Source organism: Mycobacterium sp. 20KCMC460 (assembly GCF_022179425.1).
GTDB lineage: Bacteria > Actinomycetota > Actinomycetes > Mycobacteriales > Mycobacteriaceae > Mycobacterium > Mycobacterium kiyosense.
Window position 1 is genome coordinate 2,760,995 of the sequence record NZ_AP025524.1, and the last position, 24,022, is coordinate 2,785,016.

Annotated in this window: 21 protein-coding genes and 1 pseudogene; 17 read left to right on the plus strand and 5 right to left on the minus strand. The window is 66.9% G+C overall.

All coding sequences use genetic code 11. The features are described from left to right. The first annotated feature begins 1 nt into the window (after window position 1). From MKCMC460_RS13015 to MKCMC460_RS13025, 3 genes and pseudogenes are all read left to right on the plus strand, one after another. The gene (locus MKCMC460_RS13015) at window positions 2-1,237 is read left to right on the plus strand and encodes a cysteine desulfurase (protein WP_236975793.1); all 1,236 of its coding nucleotides are present in this window, start codon (window positions 2-4) and stop codon (window positions 1,235-1,237) included. Continuing rightward, a pseudogene (sufU, locus tag MKCMC460_RS13020) lies at window positions 1,234-1,723 on the plus strand (Fe-S cluster assembly sulfur transfer protein SufU). Before MKCMC460_RS13015 ends, sufU begins: the two are co-directional and overlap by 4 nt. Then, on the plus strand, window positions 1,698-2,066 hold the full coding sequence (locus MKCMC460_RS13025) for a metal-sulfur cluster assembly factor (protein ID WP_236975792.1): 369 nt from the start codon (window positions 1,698-1,700) through the stop codon (window positions 2,064-2,066). Before sufU ends, MKCMC460_RS13025 begins: the two are co-directional and overlap by 26 nt. Before the next feature lie 9 nt (window positions 2,067-2,075). On the opposite strand, the gene MKCMC460_RS13030 is transcribed toward MKCMC460_RS13025, so the two are convergent. The 3 genes from MKCMC460_RS13030 to MKCMC460_RS13040 form a co-directional block, all read right to left on the minus strand. Then, window positions 2,076-2,675, minus strand: coding sequence for a DUF5666 domain-containing protein (locus MKCMC460_RS13030; protein WP_236975784.1), 600 nt, complete (start codon window positions 2,673-2,675; stop codon window positions 2,076-2,078). A gap of 238 nt (window positions 2,676-2,913) precedes the next feature. Next, window positions 2,914-4,743, minus strand: a complete 1,830-nt coding sequence (locus MKCMC460_RS13035; protein WP_236975776.1) for an acyl-CoA dehydrogenase — start codon at window positions 4,741-4,743, stop codon at window positions 2,914-2,916. 98 nt (window positions 4,744-4,841) lie between these two features. Next, window positions 4,842-5,804 (minus strand): PE family protein, encoded by a 963-nt coding sequence (locus MKCMC460_RS13040; RefSeq protein WP_236975774.1) that lies wholly within the window; start codon window positions 5,802-5,804, stop codon window positions 4,842-4,844. Between the two features lie 281 nt (window positions 5,805-6,085). On the opposite strand from MKCMC460_RS13040, the gene MKCMC460_RS13045 reads away from it, so the two are divergent. The 6 genes from MKCMC460_RS13045 (at window position 6,086) to MKCMC460_RS13070 (ending at window position 11,672) form a co-directional block, all read left to right on the plus strand. Further along, a complete protein-coding gene (locus MKCMC460_RS13045) occupies window positions 6,086-8,047 on the plus strand; it encodes a heavy metal translocating P-type ATPase (protein WP_238305817.1) in 1,962 nt (653 codons plus the stop codon). Between the two features lie 17 nt (window positions 8,048-8,064). After that, complete coding sequence (locus MKCMC460_RS13050; protein WP_236975772.1) at window positions 8,065-8,418, plus strand: co-chaperone YbbN; 354 nt, start codon at window positions 8,065-8,067, stop codon at window positions 8,416-8,418. Between the two features lie 41 nt (window positions 8,419-8,459). Next, the gene (trxA, locus tag MKCMC460_RS13055) at window positions 8,460-8,804 is read left to right on the plus strand and encodes a thioredoxin (RefSeq protein ID WP_236975752.1); all 345 of its coding nucleotides are present in this window, start codon (window positions 8,460-8,462) and stop codon (window positions 8,802-8,804) included. Window positions 8,805-8,930: 126 nt separating this feature from the next. Then, entirely contained in the window at window positions 8,931-9,761 is an 831-nt protein-coding gene (locus MKCMC460_RS13060) for an enoyl-CoA hydratase (protein WP_236984195.1), read from the plus strand. 16 nt (window positions 9,762-9,777) lie between these two features. Then, window positions 9,778-11,406, plus strand: coding sequence for an ABC-F family ATP-binding cassette domain-containing protein (locus tag MKCMC460_RS13065; protein ID WP_236975749.1), 1,629 nt, complete (start codon window positions 9,778-9,780; stop codon window positions 11,404-11,406). 62 nt (window positions 11,407-11,468) lie between these two features. Beyond that, a complete protein-coding gene (locus MKCMC460_RS13070) occupies window positions 11,469-11,672 on the plus strand; it encodes a helix-turn-helix domain-containing protein (RefSeq protein ID WP_236975747.1) in 204 nt (67 codons plus the stop codon). A gap of 56 nt (window positions 11,673-11,728) precedes the next feature. On the opposite strand, the gene MKCMC460_RS13075 is transcribed toward MKCMC460_RS13070, so the two are convergent. Beyond that, entirely contained in the window at window positions 11,729-12,310 is a 582-nt protein-coding gene (locus MKCMC460_RS13075; RefSeq protein WP_236975745.1) for a TetR/AcrR family transcriptional regulator, read from the minus strand. Between the two features lie 27 nt (window positions 12,311-12,337). Continuing rightward, window positions 12,338-15,157, minus strand: coding sequence for an aconitate hydratase (locus MKCMC460_RS13080; protein WP_236975743.1), 2,820 nt, complete (start codon window positions 15,155-15,157; stop codon window positions 12,338-12,340). 975 nt (window positions 15,158-16,132) lie between these two features. Between MKCMC460_RS13080 and MKCMC460_RS13085 the strand changes: the two genes are divergently transcribed. From MKCMC460_RS13085 to inhA, 8 genes are all read left to right on the plus strand, one after another. Then, complete coding sequence (locus MKCMC460_RS13085) at window positions 16,133-16,702, plus strand: DUF6676 family protein (RefSeq protein ID WP_236975741.1); 570 nt, start codon at window positions 16,133-16,135, stop codon at window positions 16,700-16,702. 242 nt (window positions 16,703-16,944) lie between these two features. Next, entirely contained in the window at window positions 16,945-18,372 is a 1,428-nt protein-coding gene (ripA, locus tag MKCMC460_RS13090) for an NlpC/P60 family peptidoglycan endopeptidase RipA (RefSeq protein WP_236975739.1), read from the plus strand. A gap of 9 nt (window positions 18,373-18,381) precedes the next feature. Beyond that, window positions 18,382-19,098: an NlpC/P60 family peptidoglycan endopeptidase RipB gene (gene ripB, locus MKCMC460_RS13095; protein WP_236975731.1), complete on the plus strand. Its 717-nt coding sequence runs from the start codon at window positions 18,382-18,384 to the stop codon at window positions 19,096-19,098. 152 nt (window positions 19,099-19,250) lie between these two features. Continuing rightward, window positions 19,251-20,369: a MoxR family ATPase gene (locus MKCMC460_RS13100; protein WP_236975724.1), complete on the plus strand. Its 1,119-nt coding sequence runs from the start codon at window positions 19,251-19,253 to the stop codon at window positions 20,367-20,369. Between the two features lie 50 nt (window positions 20,370-20,419). Then, window positions 20,420-21,331: a DUF58 domain-containing protein gene (locus MKCMC460_RS13105; RefSeq protein ID WP_236984194.1), complete on the plus strand. Its 912-nt coding sequence runs from the start codon at window positions 20,420-20,422 to the stop codon at window positions 21,329-21,331. A 28-nt stretch (window positions 21,332-21,359) separates the two neighbouring features. Continuing rightward, entirely contained in the window at window positions 21,360-22,367 is a 1,008-nt protein-coding gene (locus MKCMC460_RS13110) for a VWA domain-containing protein (RefSeq protein ID WP_236975722.1), read from the plus strand. A 78-nt stretch (window positions 22,368-22,445) separates the two neighbouring features. Next, entirely contained in the window at window positions 22,446-23,189 is a 744-nt protein-coding gene (gene fabG1 / locus MKCMC460_RS13115; protein ID WP_238305818.1) for a 3-oxoacyl-ACP reductase FabG1, read from the plus strand. Window positions 23,190-23,212: 23 nt separating this feature from the next. Next, window positions 23,213-24,022: an NADH-dependent enoyl-ACP reductase InhA gene (inhA, locus tag MKCMC460_RS13120; protein WP_236975720.1), complete on the plus strand. Its 810-nt coding sequence runs from the start codon at window positions 23,213-23,215 to the stop codon at window positions 24,020-24,022.

Below are 24,022 nucleotides of genomic sequence, written 5' to 3' on the forward strand. Positions count from 1 at the left end.
CATGCTGGACCTCGCGGCGATCCGGGCCGATTTCCCGATCCTCAAGCGCGTCATGCGCAGCGGAAATCAGTTGGCCTATCTCGACTCCGGGGCCACCTCGCAGCGGCCGCTGCAGGTGCTCGACGCTGAGCGCGAGTTCCTGGTGACTTCCAACGGCGGGGTGCACCGCGGTGCGCACCAGTTGATGGAGGAGGCCACCGACGCCTACGAGCAGGGCCGCGCCGACATCGCCGCATTCGTCGGCGCCGACACCGACGAGCTGGTGTTCACCAAGAATGCCACCGAATCGCTGAACCTGGTGTCGTATGTGCTGGGGGACAGCCGCTTTCCGCTAGCGGTCGGCCCGGGTGATGTGATCGTAACCACCGAACTCGAGCACCACGCCAACCTGATCCCGTGGCAGGAGTTGGCCCGGCGCACCGGAGCCACACTCAAGTGGTATGGCGTGACCGAGGACGGCCGCATCGACCTGGACTCGCTGCAACTGGACGATAACGTCAAAGTCGTTGCGTTCAGCCATCATTCGAATGTGACCGGTGCGCTGGCGCCGGTAAGCGAATTAGTCTCCCGCGCGAAGGCGGTCGGGGCACTGACGGTCCTGGACGCTTGCCAGTCGGTGCCGCACCAACCGGTGGACTTCCACGCGCTCGGCGTCGACTTCGCCGCGTTCTCCGGGCATAAGATGCTGGGGCCCAACGGCATCGGGGTGTTGTACGCCCGCCGCGAGCTGCTGGACGCGATGCCGCCGTTCATCACGGGCGGGTCGATGATCGAGACCGTCACCATGGAGACCTCTACCTACGCGCCCGCCCCGCAGCGTTTCGAGGCCGGCACCCCGATGACCTCGCAGGTCGTCGGATTGGCCGCCGCCGCCCGCTATCTCGACGGCGTCGGGATGGAGAACGTCGAGGCCCACGAGCGCGAACTGGTCGCTTTGGCCCTGGATGGGCTGTCAACGATCGACCAAGTGCGGATCATCGGGCCCACCTCTTTGCAGGACCGCGGGTCGCCGGTGTCGTTCATCGTCGACGGCGTGCACGCCCATGACGTCGGTCAGGTGCTCGACGACGAAGGGGTGGCGGTGCGCGTCGGGCATCACTGCGCGCTGCCGCTGCACCGCCGCTTTGGCCTGGCGGCCACGGCGCGCGCGTCGTTCGCGCTGTACAACACCCCCGACGAGGTCGACCGCCTCATAGCAGGGGTCCGGCGGTCCGTGGAATTCTTTGGGAGAGACTGACTTTGCGTCTCGAGCAGATGTACCAGGACGTGATTCTGGACCATTACAAGCACCCGCACCACCGTGGGCTGCGGGAACCGTTCGGCGCGCAGGTGTTTCACGTCAACCCGGTGTGCGGTGACGAGGTGACGCTGCGGGTGGCGCTGTCCGAGGACGGCGAGACCGTCGCCGACATCTCCTACGACGGGCAGGGTTGTTCGATCAGTCAGGCGGCGACATCCGTGCTGACCGATCAGGTGATCGGCCTGAGCGTGCCGCAGGCGCTGCAGACCGTCGACGCCTTCACCGAGATGGTGTCGTCGCGCGGCAACGTGCAGGGTGACGAGGACGTGCTGGGCGACGGAGTAGCGTTTGCAGGAGTGGCCAAGTATCCGGCGCGGGTCAAATGTGCACTGCTCGGCTGGATGGCGTTCAAAGATGCACTGGCGCAGGCCCACGCAGCCTTCGAGGAGGTCGACAGATGAGCGAAACCGCGCTGCCCGGTAGCGAGAACAGCGCCCCGGACGAGGAACTGCTCGCCGATATCGAGGAGGCGATGCGCGACGTCGTCGACCCCGAACTGGGGATCAACGTCGTCGACCTCGGCTTGGTCTACGGCCTGAATCTGGAAGAGGGCGAGGAGGGCACCGTCGCCCTGGTCGACATGACCTTGACGTCGGCGGCCTGCCCGCTGACCGATGTCATCGAGGATCAGTCCCGCTCGGCGCTGGTCGGCAGCGGCTTGGTCGACGAGATCAGGATCAACTGGGTGTGGAACCCGCCCTGGGGTCCGGACAAGATCACCGAGGACGGCCGCGAACAACTCCGGGCCCTGGGCTTCACCGTCTGACGTCCGGGCTCAGCGGTGGTGGGGTTCGCCGCCACCTTCATTGCACTTGCCCTTTTCGGCAGGCTGCAGGCTGATCGAGGTGGCCTGCAGCGCGCCGTTGTTCTCGCTGCCGCGCGCGGTCAGGCACTTGCCCGCACTGATGGCCTGCGAGTTGGCTGCGGTCTCCTTGGTGTATTTCGTCTTGTCCGTGACCGTCACGGTCTGAGACCCCGAAGCGGTATTCACCGTGATGGTGTTGCCCGCGACGGACGCCACCGATCCCTGGACTGCCGGTTTCTTCCCGGGGCCGGTCGTCGTCGTCGGCGTTCCGGATGGTGTCTCCGACGGCGTCCCCGACGGCGTCGACGACGGAGTGGGGGCCTGCTTGCCCTCCGGGCATTTGCCGTTTTCGGCGGGGCTGACGCGTACCGACGCCGCGGTGATCGGGCTGCCGGGCTGCGTGTCCTCCTTGGACCGTGCGGTGATGCAACTGCCCGCGGTGACGTCGGTCAACGCGCCAGGGGTGACCTCGGTGACTTTCGTCGAATCGGTGAAATCGACTGTGGTGGTTCCGCTTTGCTGAGTGACCTGGGCGGCGTTTCCGGAGACCGAGGCGATCAGTCCGCGCACCTGTGTCTCGCCTTTGGGTGCTGCCGACGAGGGCGCGGTCGTCGGTGAGGCAACTACGGTGCTCGGCGTGGTGCTCGGGCTCGAGGTGTTGGACGAGCTACACGCGGCCGCGGACAGCGCGGCGGCTCCGGCAATCGCAACGAGCGCGAATCGAGTGGTTAACAACGGTCCTCCCAAATCGTCGGTGGTTCTGACGAATGGGTTTACCTGGTCAAGCTGTGCGATATCTGTGTGCTGGTCAGAAGGCGTCTTCGGGGAGGCGCATGATGTCGTCGTCGGTGTGCTCGATGACGCTGCGCAGCCCGGCCAGCTTGGGCAGCATGTTCTTGGCGAAGAAGCCCGACACCGCGATCTTGCCGCGGTAGAACGCGCGGTCGCTGTCCGACACATCGCCGTGCAGCGCCGTCTGGGCCACGCCCGCCTGGACCAGCAGCCGCCAGCCGATGATCAGGTCGCCGACGGCGAGCAGATAGCGCACCGATCCCAGGCCGACTTTGTAGATGTCGGTCGGGTTCTGGGCTGCCGACATCAGATAGCCCATCAGCGCGGTCGTCATGGCGGTGACGTCCTCGAGTGCGGCCTGCACCAGTTCGGCCTGATCCTTGAGTGACTCGTCGACGTTTTCCAAGGTCTTGTTGATCTGCGCCGTCACATGCTGCAGGGCCTGGCCGTGGTCGCGCACGATCTTGCGGAAGAAGAAGTCCATCGCCTGGATGGCGGTGGTGCCTTCGTAGAGCGAGTCGATCTTGGCGTCGCGGATGTACTGCTCGATCGGGTAGTCCTGCAGGAATCCCGAACCCCCAAGTGTCTGCAGGGATTCGGTGAGCACCTCGTAGGCGCGCTCGGAACCCACACCTTTGACGATTGGCAGCAGCAGGTCGTCGATGCGGTGCGCCATGTCCGGATCTGCGCCCGAAACATGTTGTGCGACAGCATCATCCTGATGCGCAGCGGCATAGAGATACAGTGCGCGCAGGCCTTCGGCGTACGCCTTCTGGGTCATCAGGCTGCGGCGCACGTCGGGGTGGTGCATGATCGTCACCCGCGGCGCGGTCTTGTCGGTCATCTGGGTCAGATCGGCGCCCTGCACCCGCTCCTTGGCATACGCCAGCGCGTTGAGGTACCCGGTGGACAAGGTGCCAGAAGACTTGACGCCGATGGTCATGCGGGCGTGCTCGATCACGGTGAACATCTGGGCGATCCCGTTGTGCACGCCACCGACCAGATATCCGACGGCCGGTACGTCGGTGGCGCCGAACGTCAGCTCGCAGGTGGGCGAGGTCTTGAGCCCCATCTTGTGTTCCAGGTTGGTGACGAAAACGCCGTTGCGGGCACCGAGTTCGCCGGTGTCGGGGTCGAAAAGGAACTCGGGCACGTAGAACAGGCTCAGCCCTTTGGTGCCGGGGCCGGCGCCTTCGGGCCGGGCCAGTACCAGATGGAAGATGTTCTCGGCGGTATCGCCGACGTCGCCGCCGGAAATGAATCGCTTGACACCCTCGATGTGCCAGGTGCCGTCCGGTTGTTCGATCGCCTTGGTGCGTCCGGCACCGACGTCGGAGCCGGCGTCAGGCTCGGTGAGCACCATGGTGGCCTGCCAGCCTCGCTCGATTCCCATTGCAGCCCAACGCTTTTGCTCTTCATTGCCTTCTTCGAACAGGGGTTGGGACAGTACCGGGCCGAAGTTCAGGAAGGACACCGACGGGTTGGCGCAGTAGATCATCTCGTTGACGGCCCAGGTGAGCGGCGGCGGCGCGGCCATGCCGCCGATCTGCTCGTCGAGCCCCAGGCGCCACCACTCGGCGTCTTTGATCGCCTGCAGTGTCTTGACCACTTCCGGTGGGATGCTGATGCGGTGCGCGGCCGGGTCGAACACCGGCGGGTGCCGATCGGCGAAGGCGAAGGTTTCGGCAAGCGGCCCCTCGGCCAGTCGCGCGGCCTCGGCCAGGATGGTGTGCGCGGTGTCGATGTCGAGGTCGGCGTAGCGGCCGGCGCCCAGTACCGCGCCGATATCGAGCACTTCGAAGAGGTTGAACTCGAGGTCGCGGACGTTGGCGATGTAGTGCCCCACGGTGGTTCCCTTCCACTCAGGCCGGTGGGGCTAAGTGTGGATGACGCCGGAAAACGTACGCAAGCGTAAGTGGCGACCGGCCTGCTGTGCCGCGAAACTCAGACAGCGCCGTTGGCGCCCCGTTGGCCGAACAGCAATCCGCCCCTGCCGCCGAGCCCGTCGGTGCCGCCTATACCGCCGTTACCGCCGGGGCCGCCGTTACCGAACAACACCGCGTCACCGCCGTTGCCGCCGTCGCCGTTGGAGCCGCCGTTACCGCCGCTGCCTCCGTCGCCGAACAGGAACCCGCCGATGCCACCGTTGCCGGCCCTATCGCCGGAGAAGGTGGACCCGCCCGCGCCGCCATTGCCAAGTAGGAATGCTCGACCGCCGTCGCCGCCGCCGAAGAAGCCTGTTCCGCCGCTGCCGCCGTTGCCCAATAGGAGCCCGCCGTTGCCGCCGGCACCGCCAGACGACATACCGGTTGGACTGATGCCGCCGTTGCCGCCGTTGCCGATCAGCACTGCCGAGCCGCCCGCTCCGCCGCCGCCGCCGAGGCCGCCGCCTCCCGCACCCCCGGGACCACCATTACCGAACAGAAATCCGCCGGCCCCGCCGCGGCCGCCCACCTGACCCGCTGCTGCGCCTGCGCCGCCGGGACCGCCGTTGCCGAACAGGATTCCGCCGTCCTCTCCGGGCAAGCCGGGCGCACCGGCGCGGCCGTCGCCGATCAACGGGCGGTTGAACAGCGCCCGGCTGGGCGCGTTGATCAGGTCCAGGATCCCTTCCAATGGATTGGCCGCGGCGGCCTCAGCGGCGGCGTATGCGTTCGCGCCGCCGGCCAAGGTCGCCACGAACTGGTCGTGAAACGCGGTCGCCTGTGCGCTGAGCGCCTGATAGCCCTGGGCGTGCGAGCCGAACACCGCTGCAACGGCCCGCGACACCTCGTCGGCGCCGGCCGCCAGCACGCCGGTGGTCTGCGCCGCCGCCGCGGAGTTGGCTTGGTTGATGGCCGATCCGATGTTGACCAGGTTGCCGGCGGCTCCGGAAAGCAGATCGATGTTGACGGCGACGTATGACATGTCGGACCTCCGCAGCCTCGGCGATCAACGAATCGTAACGCTAATCGAGGCCGTTGAATCCATTCCCGACCAGGTTTTTTTCGGCGGCCACACGGGCCGTCGCGGCGGCGGCCGGCAGGGTGCGCGGTGGGTGTCGACGGACAGCGGCGCCATCGCGGTATGCCTTGTCCCATAAGTCAATTCGGCGACATACCGCAATCGAACCGAGACCTCCGGCCAGACCTGCGTCAATAGACTCGGAACATCCTGACGAACTCTTCTCCCTCTGCGAGGCCGCCGCAATGACCGTGACCACTTGCGAAGCGACCCTCGCAGCGGCCGATCCGGCCGGCGGGCCGGCGTCCTCCGTCCGTCCGCAGAGTTGTCACGCGGCGCTGTGGTCGGTCACCTCCGTGCGCTGGGCGGCGGCGGCGCTGTCGCTGTTCGCGGCGGGCCTGGTGGCACAGCTAAGCGGTGCGCCACAGGACATCTGGTGGTCGCTGTACCTGGCTTGTTATCTGGCCGGCGGCTGGGGTTCGGCGTGGGCCGGCGCGCAGGCGTTGCGCAACAAGGCGCTCGACGTGGATCTGCTGATGGTCGTCGCCGCGGTCGGTGCGGTGGCGATCGGACAGGTCTTCGACGGCGCACTGCTGATCGTGATCTTCGCGACCTCCGGTGCCCTCGACGACGTCGCCACCCGGCACACCGCCGACTCGGTCAAGGGCTTGCTCGACCTGACGCCGGACACCGCCGTCGTAATCGACGGCGCCGGCAACGAGCGGGTACTGCCGGCAGCTGAACTGGTGGTCGGTGACCGTGTTGTGGTGCGGCCGGGAGAGCGCATCCCGGCCGACGGCGCGGTGCTGTCGGGTCGCTCCGAGGTCGATCAGTGCTCCATCACCGGCGAGTCGGTTCCGGTGTTGCGGGCCGCCGGCGACGACGTGTTCGCCGGCTCGGTCAACGGGTCGGGTGTGCTGCGCGTGGTCGTCACCCGTGACCCGTCGCAAAGCGTGGTCGCCCGCATCGTCGAAATGGTCTCGGCGGCCTCGGCGACCAAGGCGAAAACCCAACTGTTCATCGAGAAAATCGAGCAGCGTTACTCGGTCGGGGTGGTGGTGGCCACGCTTGCGCTGATCTCGATTCCGTTGCTCGGGGGCTCGCCGCTACGCCCAGTTCTGTTGCGCGCCATGACATTTATGATCGTCGCGTCGCCGTGTGCGGTGGTGCTGGCCACCATGCCGCCGTTGTTGGCGGCGGTCGCCAACGCCGGCCGGCACGGGGTGCTGCTCAAGTCCGCGGTCGTCGTCGAACATCTGGCCGACGTCAGCGTGGTCGCGTTGGACAAGACCGGCACGCTGACCGCGGGCGTGCCGCGACTCGCCATCGTCGAGCCGCTGCGGCCGTTCGACGAGTCCAAGGTGCTCCAATTAGCCGCTGCCGCAGAGCAATTCAGCGAGCATCCGCTGGGCCGTGCCATTGTCGACGAAGCCCGGCGGCGCGGTCTTGCCGTCCCGCCGGCCGAGGATTTCCAGGCACTGCCGGGGCGCGGCGTGCGCGCCGAGGTGGGCAGTGACTTCGTGGAGGTGTGCAGTCCGCACAGTTTTCGCGGCACGCCGCCGGACCAGTTGGGGCCGATTGTGCAGTCCGGTGCCACCGCCGCGATCGTCTCGGTGAACGGGGCCGCCGTCGGCGTCCTCGGACTGACCGACCAGATCCGCGCCGACGCCGCGGAGTCCGTGGCTGCGCTGACCGCATTGACCTCGTCGTCGCCGGTGTTGCTGACCGGTGACAACGCCCCGGCGGCCGGTCGGGTCGCTCGCGACGTCGGGATCCGCGAGGTGCATGCGGCACTGCTGCCCGAGCAGAAAGTCGAAGCTGTGCAGGCGCTGCAGTCCGCCGGGCACCGCGTGCTCGTCGTCGGAGACGGCGTCAACGACGCACCCGCGATGGCCGCCGCCTGCGCCTCGGTGGCCATGGGCGCCGGCGCCGACCTCACCCTGCAGACCGCCGACGGGGTCACCGTGCACGACGAGTTGCACACCATCCCGACCGTCATCGGGTTGGCTCGGCAGGCACGCCGGGTGGTGATGGCCAACCTCGCGATCGCCGGAAGTTTCCTTGCGGTGCTGGTGGTGTGGGATTTGTTCGGGCAGTTGCCGTTGCCGCTCGGGGTGGCCGGCCACGAAGGATCCACGCTGCTGGTCGCCCTCAACGGGCTGCGGCTGCTGACCAACCGATCGTGGCGCGCCGCGGCGTCGCGCTGACGTACGCTCGACGCCAAATGGCAGCAACAGCGACGCGAGACCTCACCGCCGTCGACTTCGGGCAGGCGGTCAAGGGCAACGACCACGTCCTGGTCTACTTCTGGGCGCCCAACTGTGCACCGTGCGAGGTGTTCGCGCCGAACTACGAGACGTCGGCGGCGAGCTGCCCGGACATCGTGCACGGAAAAGTGAACTTCGAAACCGAGAAGGAACTGGTTCAGGCCGTCGGTGTCAAGCTGTTGCCGACACTGATGGCGTTCAAGAATGGCCGGCTGGTGTTCAAGCAGGCGGGTATCGCCAACCCCGCGGTGATGGCCGATCTGGTCAGCCAACTCCGGGCCCACCGGACCTCGACGCCCCGTTTGCTGTAACCGTCGGGAACAACCATTCCGCCCGAGGCGTTACCGCAGACGTGACTACCCAAGACCTCACCGCCGCGCAGTTCAACGACACCATCAACGGCAACGACATCGTCCTCGTCGACTTCTGGGCGTCCTGGTGCGGCCCGTGCCGGGCCTTCGCGCCGACGTTCAAGGCGGCCTCGGAGAAGCACCCCGAGGTGGTGTTCGCCAAGGTGGACACCGAGGCCGAGCAGGAGCTGGCCGCGGCCGCCCAGATTCGGTCCATCCCCACCCTGATGGCGTTCAAGAACGGCAAGCTGCTGTTCAATCAGGCCGGTGCGTTGCCTCCGGCCGCGCTGGACGAGCTGGTTCAGCAGCTCAAGGACTACCAGGAGCCAGAGGTGACCGAGGTCTGAGGTCCGGCCCTGCACGCCGTGCCTCGTTCCCTCCGCGCCCTCCCCGGCGCGCTCTCGCGAGTGTGACCCGGCCGAGATTTCGAGCGCCGGATTTCGCGGTGCGGTGAGGTTCGCGAGGTCACGTCGCTGCTGCGATACCGTTCACGGGTGAATTTGGTCCTGCTGGAACACCCGCGCCCCGAGATCGCCCTGATCACCCTGAACCGTCCCGAGCGGATGAACTCGATGGCGTTCGACGTCATGGTGCCGTTGCGGGATGTCCTCGACGAGGTCGGCTACGACAACTCGGTGCGGGTAGTGGTGCTCACCGGCGCCGGCCGCGGGTTCTCCTCGGGCGCCGACCACAAGTCCGCGGGCAGCGTTCCCAACGTCGATGGTCTGACCCGGCCGACGTACGCGCTGCGGTCCATGGAGGTCCTCGACGAGGTCATCCTCAAGCTGCGACGGCTGCACCAGCCGGTGATCGCCGCGGTCAATGGCGCCGCGATCGGCGGCGGACTGTGTCTGGCCCTGGCCGCGGATATTCGGGTGGCCGCTACCAGCGCATACTTCCGGGCCGCCGGCATCAATAACGGTCTGACCGCCAGCGAACTGGGCCTGAGCTACCTGCTGCCCAGGGCGATCGGGGCGTCGCGGGCGTTCGAGATCATGCTGACCGGTCGCGACGTCAGCGCCGAGGAGGCCGAGCGGATCGGGTTGGTGTCCTGCCAGGTGCCCGACTCGCAGCTGCTGGACACCTGCTACGCGATCGCCGCGCGCATGGCCGCGTTCTCCCGGCCCGGCCTCGAGTTGACCAAACGCACACTGTGGACTGGACTGGACGCCGGTAGTCTTGAGGGGCACATGCAGGCCGAGGGCCTGGGACAGCTATTCGTCCGCCTGCTCACCTCCAACTTCGAAGAAGCGGTTGCCGCACGCGCGGAGAGACGGCCGGCGGTGTTCACCGACGACAAATGACAGCTAAGGAGCAGATGTGATCACGGCAACGGACCTCGAGGTCCGCGCTGGTGCGCGCATCCTGCTCTCGCCCGACGGCCCCGATCTGCGGGTGCAGCCCGGCGACCGCATCGGTCTGGTAGGGCGCAACGGCGCGGGCAAGACGACCACCATGCGGATCCTGGCGGGGGAGGGCCAGCCCTACGCGGGTTCGGTCAGCCGCAAGGGTGAGATCGGTTACCTGCCGCAGGATCCCAAAGAGGGCGACCTGGACGTGCTGGCACGCGACCGAGTGTTGTCGGCCCGCGGTCTGGATGTGCTGCTCACCGATTTGGAGAAGCAGCAGGCGTTGATGGCCGAGGTTGCCGACGACGCCGCGCGCGACCGCGCCATTCGGCGTTACGGCCAGCTCGAGGAGCGTTTCGTCGCCCTCGGCGGGTACGGCGCCGAAAGCGAGGCGGGCCGCATCTGCGCGAGTCTCGGCCTGCCCGAACGCGTTTTGACGCAGAAGTTGCGCACGTTGTCCGGCGGCCAGCGGCGCCGGGTGGAGCTCGCCCGCATCCTGTTCGCCGCGTCCGACAGCGGCGCGGGCTCGTCCACGACGTTGTTGCTCGACGAGCCGACCAATCACCTGGACGCGGATTCGGTTGGCTGGCTTCGGGATTTCCTGCGCTCCCACAACGGCGGGCTGATCATCATCAGCCACAACGTCGACTTGCTCGCCGACGTCGTCAACAAGGTCTGGTTCCTCGACGCGGTGCGCGGCGAGGTCGACGTCTACAACATGGGTTGGCAGAAGTACCTTGACGCCCGCGCAACCGACGAGCAGCGTCGCCGCCGGGAACGCGCCAACGCCGAACGCAAGGCCACCGCGCTGCGCAACCAGGCCGCCAAACTGGGTGCCAAGGCGACCAAAGCCGTTGCGGCGCAGAACATGTTGCGTCGTGCGGATCGGATGATGGCTGCCCTGGACGACGAGCGCGTCGCCGACAAGGTGGCCCGCATCAAGTTCCCCACCCCGGCCCCGTGCGGCCGCGTCCCGCTGGTGGTCAAGGGGCTGAGCAAGACTTACGGCTCGCTCGAGGTCTTCACCGGTCTGGATCTGGCCATCGACCGCGGCTCACGCGTGGTCGTGCTCGGTCTCAACGGTGCCGGCAAAACCACCCTGCTGCGGTTGCTGGCCGGCATCGAGACGCCCGACACCGGTGGCCTGGAACCGGGACACGGTTTGCGTATCGGCTATTTCGCCCAGGAGCACGACACCCTGGACAACGACGCGACCGTCTGGCAGAACATCCGCCATGCCGCACCGGAATCGGGCGAGCAGGAGCTGCGGGGTCTGCTCGGCGCGTTCATGTTCAGCGGCCCGCAACTCGAGCAGCCGGCCGGCACGCTGTCCGGTGGCGAGAAGACCCGGCTGGCGTTGGCCGGCCTGGTGGCCTCGACGGCCAACGTGTTGCTGCTCGACGAGCCCACCAACAACCTCGACCCGGCGTCGCGCGAGCAGGTCCTCGACGCGTTGCGCAGTTATCAGGGTTCGGTGGTGTTGGTGACCCACGATCCCGGCGCGGCCGAGGCCCTCGATCCGCAACGGGTGTTGCTGTTGCCCGACGGCACCGAGGACTTCTGGTCCGAGGAGTATCGCGACCTGATCGAGCTCGCCTGATCCAAGGGGTCCGTTTCGGCAAAACCTTTCCGTTTGCAGTCGGGGTTCCTACGCTATGTGCCATGCGGAAGTCAACGGAGACCCGCGAACAGTTGTTGCGCGAGCTGCGTAGCGCCTACGAGAGAGGCGCCAGCATTCGCAATCTGGCGGCCTCCACCGGGCGGTCCTACGGGTCGGTGCACAGCATGCTGCTCGAGTCGGGCACCACGATGCGAAGCCGCGGTGGCCCCAACCACCGTTCCCGCGCCTCACGCGCGTTACCTTGAGGCCTTCCGGCTATCCCCGCTGTGCCGTCACCGCACCGCGAATTCGGCCGCTCAGGTCACACCCGCGAGGAAGGGGCGGGTGCTCGGACCGAGTTTTCCACCAAGTCCAGCACCGCGGCCAGCCGCTGCGGATCCTCGCCCGATGCCAGTCGGCTCACCAGCCCGTCGAGCACCAGATCCAAATAACAGTGCAGCACGTCGGCCGGCACGTCGTCGCGTATCCGGCCGGCCTGCTTCTGGCGCCGCAACCGCTCGGTGGTGGCCGCCGCCAGCTCCGCGGACCGCTCGGCCCAGCCGCGGCTGAACTCCGGATCGTGGCGCAGCTTGCGGGCGATCTCCTGCCTGGTGGCCAGCCAGTCGAATTCCTCTGGCGACGCCAGCATTTCGCGCATCACCTGAATCAGGCCGGAGCGCGACGTGACCTCCGCCATGCGTTGGGTGTCCTCCTGCGCGAGCGCGAAGAACAACGCATCCTTGTCCCGGTAGTGGTGGAAGATCGCGCCGCGGGATAACCCGATCTCTTTTTCCAGTCGGCGCACGGTCGCCTGTTCGTAGCCGTATTCGGCGAAGCAGCGACGTGCACCGTCGAGGATCTGACGGCGTCGGGCCTCCAGATGGTCCTCGCTGACCTTTGGCACGGGTGTGGCCGGCTCGTCGGGCGCCCGCTAGCCCGACTTGAGCATGTTGCGCAGCACGTACTGCAGGATGCCACCGTTTCGGTAGTAGTCCGCCTCTCCCGGGGTGTCGATGCGCACCTTCGCGTCGAATTCGATCGGGTCTCCGGAATCCTTGCTGGCCTTGACCTTTACCGTCTTCGGCGTCTTGCCGTTGTTGAGTTCCTCGATCCCGGTGATGTCGAACACCTCGGTGCCGTCCAGCCCCAGCGATTCAGCCGACTCGCCGTCGGGGAACTGCAGCGGGATGACGCCCATCCCGATCAGGTTGGACCGGTGGATGCGCTCGAAGGACTCGGCGATCACCGCGCGCACCCCCAACAGCCGGGTGCCCTTGGCCGCCCAGTCGCGCGAGGAACCGGATCCGTACTCCTTGCCGCCCAGTACCACCAGCGGAATGTTTTGTGCCGCATAGTTTTGCGCCGCATCGTAGATGAATGCCTGCGGCGCGCCGTCCTGGGTGAAGTCGCGGGTGTAGCCGCCGGAGACGTCGTCGAGCAACTGGTTGCGCAACCGGATGTTGGCGAAGGTGCCGCGGATCATCACCTCGTGGTTGCCGCGGCGAGAGCCGAAGGAGTTGTAGTCCTTGCGCTGCACACCGTGCTCGTCGAGGTATTCGGCGGCCGGCGTGCCCGGCTTGATGCTGCTCGCGGGCGAGATGTGGTCGGTGGTCACCGAATCACCCAGCAAGGCAAGCACTCTGGCGCCCTTGATGTCGCTGACCGGCTCGGGCTCGGCGGGCATCCCGTCGAAGTACGGCGGCTTGCGCACGTACGTCGAATCCTCGTCCCACTCGAAGGTGTTGCCGCTCGGGGTGGGCAGGTTCTGCCAGCGCTCGTCACCCTTGAACACGTCGGCGTAGTTCTTGACGAACATCTCCTGGCTGATCGCCGAGGCGATGGTGTCCGAGACGTCTTTCTGTGACGGCCAGATGTCCTTGAGGAAAACGTCGTTGCCTTCTTTGTCGGTGCCCAGCGGGTCCTTGTCGAAGTCGAAGTCCATCGACCCGGCCAGCGCGTAGGCCACGACAAGTGGCGGCGAGGCCAGGTAGTTCATCTTGACGTCGGGGTTGATGCGGCCCTCGAAGTTGCGGTTGCCTGAGAGCACGGCGGCCACCGCAAGGTCGTTGTCGTTCACCGCTTTCGAGATTTCCTCGGGCAGCGGGCCGGAGTTGCCGATGCACGTCGTGCAGCCGTAGCCGACCAGGTAGAAGCCCAGCTTCTCCAGGTAGGGCCACAGTCCGGCCTTGTCGTAGTAGTCGTTGACTACCTGCGATCCCGGCGCCATGGTGGTCTTGACCCACGGCTTGGATGCCAGGCCTTTCTCGACGGCGTTGCGGGCCAGCAGCGCCGCGCCCAGCATCACCTCGGGGTTGGAGGTGTTGGTGCACGACGTGACGGCGGCGATGACGACGGCGCCGTGGTCGAGCTCGAATTCGCCGTACTCGTCGGACTTCACCGTCACCGGGTTGCTCACCCGGCCCTTGGAGTGCGCCGCGGCGGACTGCACCTTCGGGGCGTCGTCGGCGTGCCCGTTGTCGGGTGAACCCGGGTCGCTGGCCGGGAACGACTCCTCGACGGTCTCGTCGAGCTTGGAGTACTGCTGACCGCCGTCCTGGTCACCTACGTAGTTCGGAATCTGTTCGCGGAAAGTGGATTTGGCGTCGGACAGCGGAATGCGGTCTTGCGGACGCTTGGGGCCGGCGATCGAGGGCACCACGGTGGACAGGTCGAGCTCGAGGTACTCGGAGAACTTCGGCTCGTGCTCGGGGTCGTGCCACAGGCCCTGCTCTTTGGCGTAGGCTTCGACCAGCGCCAGCTGTTCCTCGCTGCGCCCGGTGAACTTCAGGTAGTCGATGGTCTCTTCGTCGATCGGGAAAATCGCTGCGGTGGAACCGAATTCGGGGCTCATGTTGCCCAGCGTGGCGCGGTTGGCCAGCGGCACCTCGGCCACGCCGGCGCCGTAGAACTCCACGAACTTGCCGACCACGCCGTGCTTGCGCAGCATCTCGGTGACGGTGAGCACGACGTCGGTAGCGGTCACACCCGCTCGGATCTCGCCGGTCAACTTGAAGCCGACGACCCGGGGGATCAGCATCGAAACCGGCTGGCCGAGCATCGCGGCCTCGGCCTCGATGCCGCCGACGCCCCAGCCCAGTACGCCGAGACCGTTGACCATGGTGGTGTGGGAGTCGGTGCCCACGCAGGTGTCGGGATAGGCAACGCCATCGCGGGTCATCACGACGCTGGCCAGGTATTCGATGTTGACCTGGTGCACGATGCCGGTGCCCGGCGGCACCACCTTGAAGTCGTCGAATGCGCCCTGCCCCCAACGCAGGAACTGGTAACGCTCACCGTTGCGCTCGTATTCGATCTCCACGTTGCGCTCGAATGCGTCGGCCCGGCCGAACAGGTCGGCGATCACCGAGTGGTCGATGACCAGGTCGGCGGGCGCCAGCGGGTTGACCTTCTCCGGGTCGCCGCCGAGGTCGGCAATGGCCTCGCGCATGGTGGCCAGGTCGACGATGCAGGGCACCCCGGTGAAGTCCTGCATCACGACGCGCGCTGGCGTGTACTGGATTTCGATGCTGGGCTCGGCGTCGGGATCCCAGTTGGCGATGGCGTTGATGTGGTCTTTGGTGACGTTTGCGCCGTCTTCGTTGCGCAGCAGGTTCTCGGCGAGGACCTTGAGGCTGTAGGGGAGTTTCTTGGTTTCCGGGACCGCGTCGAGGCGATAGATCTCGTAGCTGTTGTCGCCCACCTTCAGCGTGTCGCGGGCCTCGAACGAATTCACCGAACCTTTGCTGGTCACATCAACTCCCGTGGATTGAGTTCTTCGCCGCCGACGGGCCGTGTCGACGGTGCGATGCCAGTTTAACAGTACGCTTGTCCTGCAATGTGCGGCACCCTTCGCTTGCCAGTCTTGTCCGGTCGCGGGCGCGGCGAAACCCCTATCTCGTGAGGTTGGCGAAACGCTTGCTTTGAGGTTGGGCGTTGGGTGTGAAGTCTGGGCGTTGGAAGTGAAGCCAGGGCGGAGATTCCGCGAAATTCCCGCCACAGCTCCACCCTCGACGCCACAGCTTCACACTCGACGCCACGGCTTTACGCTCGACGCCTCAGCTTCACACTCGACGCCATAACTTCACGCTCGACGCCCCAGCTTCACACTCGACGGCCGTTCCTTCGCACGCGGCGGCCGGCGGTGCTTGACGCTCCAACCGTGCCGAGCGCCCCAGCCGCGGCGGGCGTTGGGTGTGAAGTCTGGGCGTTGGAAGTGAAGTCTGGGCGTTGGAAGTGAAGCCAGGGCGGAGATTCCGCGAAATTCCCGCCACAGCTTCACACTCGACGCCACAGCTTCACACTCGACGCCATAACTTCACGCTCGACGCCCCAGCTTCACACTCGACGCCATAACTTCACGCTCGACGCCCCAGCTTCACACTCGACGGCCGTTCCTTCGCACGCGGCGGCCGGCGGTGCTTGACGCTCCAACCATGCCGAGCGCCCCAGCCGCGGCGGGCGTTGGAAGTGAAGCCAGGGCGGAGATTCCGCGAAATTCCCGCCACGGCTTCACGCTCGACGCCACAGCTTCACGCTCGACGCCACAGCTTCACACTCGACGCCCCAGCTTCACGCTTGACGCCCCAACCATGCCGAGCGCCCCAGCCGCGGCGGCATTGGATCCCGACGCGAACAAACTTCACCCCCGGGCGGACGCCAACCACCGCGGGCCGCGACCAACACAGCCCGGGTACGGTGCTCCTAGCACCACGGGAGGAGCGAGCCCATGACCGGACGCGAAGTTTTCGGCGAACTGCCGTTGCCGCAGACGATCCCGTTCCTGCCCGAGTACATCCCGGTCGACGTCGACATCGCCGCAGTCAAGGCTCAGGTCGCGGTCGACGGCGTGGCCGCCCCGCCGGGCCCGGAGCCGGGCCTGCTCGACGTGGTCAACCACGCCCGCGGCGACGGCATCACGCTCAAGATCGTCCTGCTCGACCACAACCCGCCGCACGACACCGCGCTGCGCGACATCGCGACCGTCGTCGGCGCCGACTACCCGGACTCCACCGTGCTGGTGCTCAGTCCCAGCTACGTGGGCAGCTACAGCGCGCGTTTCCCGCGCGTGACCCTTGAGGCCGGCGAGGACCATTCCAAGACGGGTAATCCGGTGCAGTCCGCACAGAATTTTCTGCACGAACTCGAGACCCCTGAGTTCCCCTGGACCGCGCTCACCATTGCTTTGCTGATCGGGGTGTTTGCGGCCGCCGCCGGTACCCGCTTCCTGCAGCTGCGCAACAGGCAGCCAGCAACCTTGCAAGCTAACGCTGAGACGGCGTCCAGCAAAGACGCGTAGTCGATCCACACAGGTCACAACCCTGTAACAGCCACGCGGCGGCATTTCGACCGCTGCTGTTGGCAAACCATTCAGATCACTGTTCGGTCACAGTAAACGCACTTCCAGAGTGCGATTTGTGACTTGCGTTTCTTTAGCGACGAGTGTGACGTACGGTGCGAATGATGCTTCTGATGCTATTGGCGCTTTCAGCGGAAACAAGCGCCGTCCGTCCGATTTAAGCCATAGGAGATCCAAGTCGTATGAGACGGACACGCCACGGCTCTGCCTCTCAGGCCGCCGCCCGGCTGGTGCGCCCAGCGGTTCCGGCGGTGCTGAGTGTGGCGTTGTTGCTCTGCACCCCGGAGCTGGCCGGGGGAGTGGCGAATGCCGAGCCTGCCAAGGACTCCATTGCGGTGCTGATCGCCAACGTCGCCAAGGCCAACCAGCGTCTCGAGGATCTGAGTTCCGCTGTCGAGCAGGAGCAGGAGAACGTCAACAAGGCGCTGGTAGCGGTCGAGGAGGCACGCGAACACGCCGACGCGGCCGGGCACGAACTGGAGGCCAGTCAGCAGGCGGTCAAGGACGCCAACGCGGCCATCGCCACGGCCCAACAGCGGTTCAACACCTTCGCGGTGGCCACGTACATGAGAGGCCCCTCCGGTGGCTATCTGATGGCGCGCAGCCCGGAGGACATGATCGCCGCGGCGACCGACGCCCGCGCCGTCGCGACCAGCGCGCAAACGGTGATGGCCAAGCTGCAGCGGGCGCGTACCGAGCAGGTGAACAAGGAGTCGGCGGCCCGACTGGCCAAGCAGAAGGCCGACAAGGCCGCTGCCGACGCCAAGGGCAGCCAGGACGCGGCGGCGGCGGCGCTGGCCGAGACCACCCGCAAGTTCGACGAACAGCGTGACGAGGTCAATCGTCTCGCTGCGGAGCGCGACGAGGCCGAAGCCCGGCTGCAGCAAGCCAGGTTCGTGGTCTGGACCCAGTCCGGCGGGCAGGGCACGCCGCCGCCGGGAATGTGGGACAGCGCGACCAGCCCCAACGGTGGCCGTCGTTGGGACGGCTGGGACCCCACGCTGCCGCAGATCCCCAGCGCCAACATCCAGGGCGACCCGATCGCGGTGGTCAACCAGGTGCTCGGCTACTCGGCGACCTCGGCGCAGGTCACCGCCCAGATGGGGCGCAACTTCCTGCAGCAACTGGGCATCCTCAAGCCCACCGACACCGGAATCACCAACGCCCCGACCGCATCGACGTCGGGCCGCATCCCGCGGGTCTACGGCCGCCAAGCCTCCGAGTACGTGATCCGCCGCGGCATGTCGCAGATCGGCGTGCCCTACTCCTGGGGCGGCGGCACCGCGGCCGGACCCAGCCACGGCATCGACTCCGGAGCAAACATCACCGGGTTCGACTGTTCGGGCTTGGTGCTGTACTCCTTCGCCGGGGTGGGCATCAAGTTGCCGCACTACTCGGGCTCGCAGTACAACCTCGGCCGCAAGATCCCGACGTCCCAGATGCGCCGCGGCGACGTCATCTTCTACGGCCCGGGCGGCAGCCAGCACGTGACGATCTACCTCGGCGACGGGCAGATGCTCGAGGCGCCCGACATCGGTTTGAAGGTACGCACAGCGCCCGTGCGCACCAGCGGCATGACGCCCTTCGTGGTCCGCTACATCGAGTATTAACGAGGTTCTATGCGGCACAACAGATTTCGACTGATCGGTCTGGCCTGGATCACCACACTGGTGTCCGGGCTGTTGATCGCTGTGGCCGCTCCCGCCGCGGCCGAACCGGGGGAGTGGGATCCCACCCTGCCCGCCGCCATCAGCGCCGGCGCCCCCGGTGATCCGCTGGCGGTGGCCAACGCCTCGCTGCAGGCCACCGCGCAGGCCACCCAGACCACGCTGAACCTGGGCCAGCAGTTCCTCAGCGGGCTGGGCATCAACCTGGGCGGGGCCACCCCCGCGGCCAACAACACCACCGGCAGTCGCATCCCGCGAGCAAATGGCCGACAGGCCATCGAGTACGTGATCAAGCGGGCCGGATCGCAGATGGGTGTTCCTTACTCCTGGGGTGGCGGCTCGCTGGACGGGCCGAGCAAAGGCGTCGAGGACGGTGCCAACATCACCGGTTTCGACTGCTCGGGACTGATGCGCTACGCATTCGCCGGCGTCGGCGTGTTGATCCCGCGGTTCTCCGGCGACCAGTACAACGCGGGCCGCCATATCCCGCAGGACCAGGCCCGGCGCGGCGACCTCATCTTCTACGGCCCCAACGGCAGGCAGCACGTCACTATGTATCTGGGCAACGGGCAGATGCTGGAAGCCTCCAGCCTGGCCGGCAAAGTCACCATCAGCCCGGTGCGCAAGCCCGGCATGACGCCCTATCTGACTAGGATCATCGAGTACTGAGCCGGATACCGGGGGCGCAGGCCGCCCGCCAGCGATTCGGCGACGTCGACGGATTCCGGGACGCCTGGAATAGTTGAACGCGGGCACGAAGCTGCCCGACGACATTGGTCGTGACAGCAAGTCGTGTCCGAATGAGCTGCGGAGGGTTATTAATGACAACAGCAGGTGGCGGTTACCCGGGGCAGGGTGCGCACTCGGCCCCTCCCACCCAGGAGGCGCCCGCGGGCGGCGCCGACGGGTTGGCCGCCGAGGTGCACACCCTGGAGCGAGCGATCTTCGAGGTCAAACGCATCATCGTCGGCCAGGACCAGTTGGTCGAACGGATGCTGGTCGGCCTGCTCGCCAAGGGGCACGTACTGCTGGAAGGTGTCCCCGGTGTCGCCAAGACGCTGGCGGTGGAGACCTTCGCCAAGGTGGTCGGCGGCTCGTTCGCGCGTATCCAGTTCACCCCTGACCTGGTGCCCACCGACATCGTCGGTACCCGCATCTACCGGCAGGGCAAGGAGGAGTTCGACACCGAACTCGGCCCGGTGGTGGTCAACTTCCTGCTCGCCGACGAGATCAACCGCGCACCGGCCAAGGTGCAGTCGGCGCTGCTCGAGGTGATGGCCGAACGCCACGTGTCCATCGGCGGCAAGACTTTCCCGCTGCCCAATCCGTTCCTGGTGATGGCGACGCAGAACCCGATCGAACAGGAAGGCGTCTACCCGCTGCCCGAGGCGCAGCGCGACCGCTTCCTGTTCAAGATCAACGTCGGCTACCCGTCGCCGGAAGAGGAACGCGAGATCATCTACCGGATGGGTGTCACCCCGCCGCAGCCCAAGCAGATTCTGGGCACCGGCGACCTGCTGCGCCTGCAGGGGGTGGCGTCCAACAGCTTCGTGCACCACGCGCTGGTCGATTACGTGGTGCGCGTGGTGATGGCGACGCGTCACCCCGAGCAGTTGGGGATGAACGACGTCAAGACCTGGATCGCATTCGGCGCATCGCCGCGTGCCTCGCTGGGCATCATCGCCGCGTCGCGGGCGCTGGCTCTGGTGCGTGGGCGTGACTACGTGATCCCCCAGGACATCATCGACGTGATTCCCGACGTGCTGCGGCACCGGTTGGTGCTCACCTACGACGCGCTGGCCGACGAGATCACCTCGGAGACCGTGATCAGCCGGGTGCTGCAGACTGTTGCGCTGCCACAGGTCAATGCCGTTCCGCAGCAAGGGCATTCGGTTGGTCCGGTGATGCAGGGTGCCACCGTGGCGGCTGGCGGTCGGTGACCGACCCGAATCCCGCCGCGGGTAAGTCCGCGGTTCGTCATCCGCCGTCGATGATGCGCGGCACCATCGACGACCCGAAGTTGTCGGCCGCGCTGCGCACCCTCGAGTTGACGGTGAGCCGCAAGCTGGACGGCATTCTGCACGGCGATCACCTGGGCTTGATCCCCGGTCCGGGCAGCGAACCGGGGGAGTCGCGGATCTACCAGCCCGGTGACGACGTGCGCCGGATGGACTGGGCGGTCACCGCGCGCACCACCCACCCGCACGTGCGGCAGATGATCGCCGACCGGGAGCTGGAGACCTGGCTGGTGGTCGACATGTCGGCCAGCCTGGACTTCGGCACCTCGACGTGTGAGAAGCGCGATCTTGCGGTGGCGGCCGCGGCGGCCATCTGTTACTTGAACGTCGGCGGCGGTAACCGCCTTGGCGCGCTGATTTCCAACGGCGCCAACACGATTCGGGTGCCGGCCCGATCCGGGCGCGAGCACGTCCACACGCTGCTACGCACCATCGCGACCACGCCGAAGGCGCCGGTCGGGGTACGCGGGGACCTGGCCGCGACCATCGACGCGTTGCGCCGGCCGGAGCGGCGCCGCGGGATGGCGGTGATCATCAGCGACTTCCTGGGGCCGATCAACTGGATGCGTCCGCTGCGGGCCATCGCGGCGCGCCACGAGGTGCTGGCCATCGAGGTACTCGACCCCCGCGACGTGGAGTTGCCCGACATCGGCGATGTGGTCCTGCAGGACGCCGAGTCCGGGGCGGTTCGTGAATTCACCATCGACAGCCAGCTGCAGACCGATTTCGCCCGGGCCGCGGCCGCGCACCGCGCCGACGTAGCCCGCACGATTCGCGGTTGCGGTGCCCCGGTCATGACGCTTCGCACCGACCGGGACTGGATTGGCGACATCGTGCGTTTCGTTTCCAACCGCCGGCGCGGGGCTATGGCGGGGCGCCGGTGACCGGCCTACAACCAACGACGGGTCTGTTATGACGTTGCCCTTGCTCGGGCCGATGACGCTGTCCGGCTTCGAACACTCGTGGTTCTTCCTGTTCCTGTTGGTCATTGCCGCGTTGGTCGCGCTGTACGTGGTGCTGCAGCTGGCGCGGCAGCGGCGCATGTTGCGGTTCGCCAATATGGAGTTGCTGGAAAGCGTTGCGCCCAAACGGCCTTCGAAGTGGCGCCACGTACCGGCCATCCTGCTGGTGTGCTCGCTGGTGCTGCTGACGGTGGCCATGGCCGGGCCCACCAACGATGTCCGGATTCCGCGGAACCGCGCGGTGGTGATGCTGGTGATCGACGTGTCGCAGTCGATGCGCGCCACCGACGTCGAACCGAACCGGATGGTCGCGGCGCAGGAGGCGGCCAAGCAGTTCGCCGGTGAGCTGACCCCCGGCATCAACCTCGGTTTGATCGCCTACGCGGGCACGGCGACCGTGCTGGTGTCGCCGACCACCAACCGCGACGCGACCAAGGCCGCGCTGGACAAACTGCAGTTCGCCGACCGCACCGCCACCGGCGAGGCGATCTTCACCGCGCTGCAGGCGATCGCGACCGTCGGTGCGGTGATCGGCGGCGGGGACACGCCGCCGCCGGCGCGGATCGTGCTGTTCTCCGACGGCAAGGAGACGATGCCGACCAATCCCGACAACCCCAAGGGCGCCTATACGGCCGCGCGCACCGCCAAGGACCAGGGCGTGCCCATCTCGACGATCTCCTTCGGCACCCCGTACGGCTTCGTCGAAATCAACGACCAGCGCCAGCCGGTGCCGGTGGACGACGAGACGTTGAAGAAGGTGGCGCAGCTTTCCGGCGGAAACGCCTACAACGCGGCCACGCTGGCTGAATTGAAGGCGGTATACGCGTCGCTGCAGCAGCAGATCGGCTACGAAACCATCAAGGGCGATGCGAGTGTGGGCTGGTTGCGGCTGGGGGCGCTGGTGCTGGCCGTTGCCGCGCTGGCGGCGCTGCTGATCAACCGCCGGCTGCCCACCTAGCCTCCGCTCTTTGACTCTGCCGCGACTGTGACCGGGGGAGGCTGCGGCGCAATCCCGGTGAGGCGATAGGTTGTCGGAGTGACTGAAACAGCCACCGGCGGCGGCAAACCCGCATTCGTATCCCGATCAGTCCTGGTCACCGGCGGAAACCGGGGAATCGGGCTGGCGATCGCGCAGCGACTGGCCGCCGACGGCCACAAGGTGGCCGTCACGCACCGCGGGTCCGGGGCGCCCGAAGGGCTGTTCGGTGTCGAGTGCGACGTCACCGACAACGACGCCGTCGACCGTGCCTTCACAGAGGTCGAGGAGCACCAGGGCCCGGTCGAGGTGCTGGTGTCCAACGCCGGCATCTCCGCCGATGCGTTCCTCATCCGTATGACCGAGGAGCGGTTCCAGAAGGTCATCGACGCGAACCTCACCGGGGCGTTCCGGGTGACCCAGCGGGCATCGCGGAGTATGCAGAAGAAGCGATTCGGCCGAATCATCTACGTCGGCTCGGTCTCGGGCACCTGGGGCATCGGCAACCAGGCCAACTACGCAGCGTCCAAGGCCGGGCTCATCGGCATGGCCCGCTCGATCTCGCGGGAATTGTCCAAGGCCAATGTCACCGCCAACGTGGTGGCCCCCGGCTACATCGACACCGAGATGACCCGCGCGCTCGACGAGCGCATCCAGAAGGGGGCGCTGGAGTTCATCCCCGCCAAGCGGGTCGGGACCGCCGACGAGGTCGCCGGGGTGGTCAGCTTCCTGGCGTCCGAGGACGCCAGCTACATCGCCGGTGCGGTCATCCCGGTCGATGGTGGCATGGGCATGGGTCACTGAAGAGCTAGGAGAGGGACGGACTTATGGCAGGACTGCTCGAAGGTAAACGAATCCTGGTCTCCGGGATCATCACCGACTCGTCGATCGCGTTCCACATCGCCCGGGTGGCCCAGGAGCAGGGCGCCCAGTTGGTGTTGACCGGCTTCGACCGGATGCGGCTGATTCAGCGCATCGCCGACCGGCTGCCGGAGAAGGCGCCGCTGATCGAGCTCGACGTGCAGAACGAGGAGCACCTGGCCACCCTCGCCGACCGGGTCAAGGCCGAGATCGGCAAGGACAACAACCTCGACGGCGTAGTGCACTCGATCGGCTTCATGCCGCAAACCGGCATGGGCATCAACCCGTTCTTCGACGCCCCGTACGAGGACGTCTCCAAAGGCATTCACATCTCGGCGTATTCGTACGCCTCGCTGGCCAAGGCATTGCTGCCGATCATGAACCGCGGTGGCGCCATTGTCGGCATGGACTTCGACCCCACCCGCGCGATGCCGGCCTACAACTGGATGACGGTGGCCAAGAGCGCCCTGGAGTCGGTGAATCGGTTCGTGGCGCGCGAGGCCGGCAAGGTCGGTGTCCGCTCCAATCTTGTTGCCGCAGGCCCAATCCGGACGTTGGCCATGAGCGCCATCGTCGGCGGTGCACTCGGCGAGGAGGCCGGCGCGCAGATGAAGCTGCTCGAAGAGGGCTGGGACCAGCGTGCCCCGATCGGCTGGGACATGAAGGACCCCACTCCGGTCGCCAAGACCGTGTGCGCGGTGTTGTCGGAATGGTTGCCGGCGACGACGGGTGACATCATCTACGCCGACGGCGGCGCCCACACGCAGTTGCTCTAG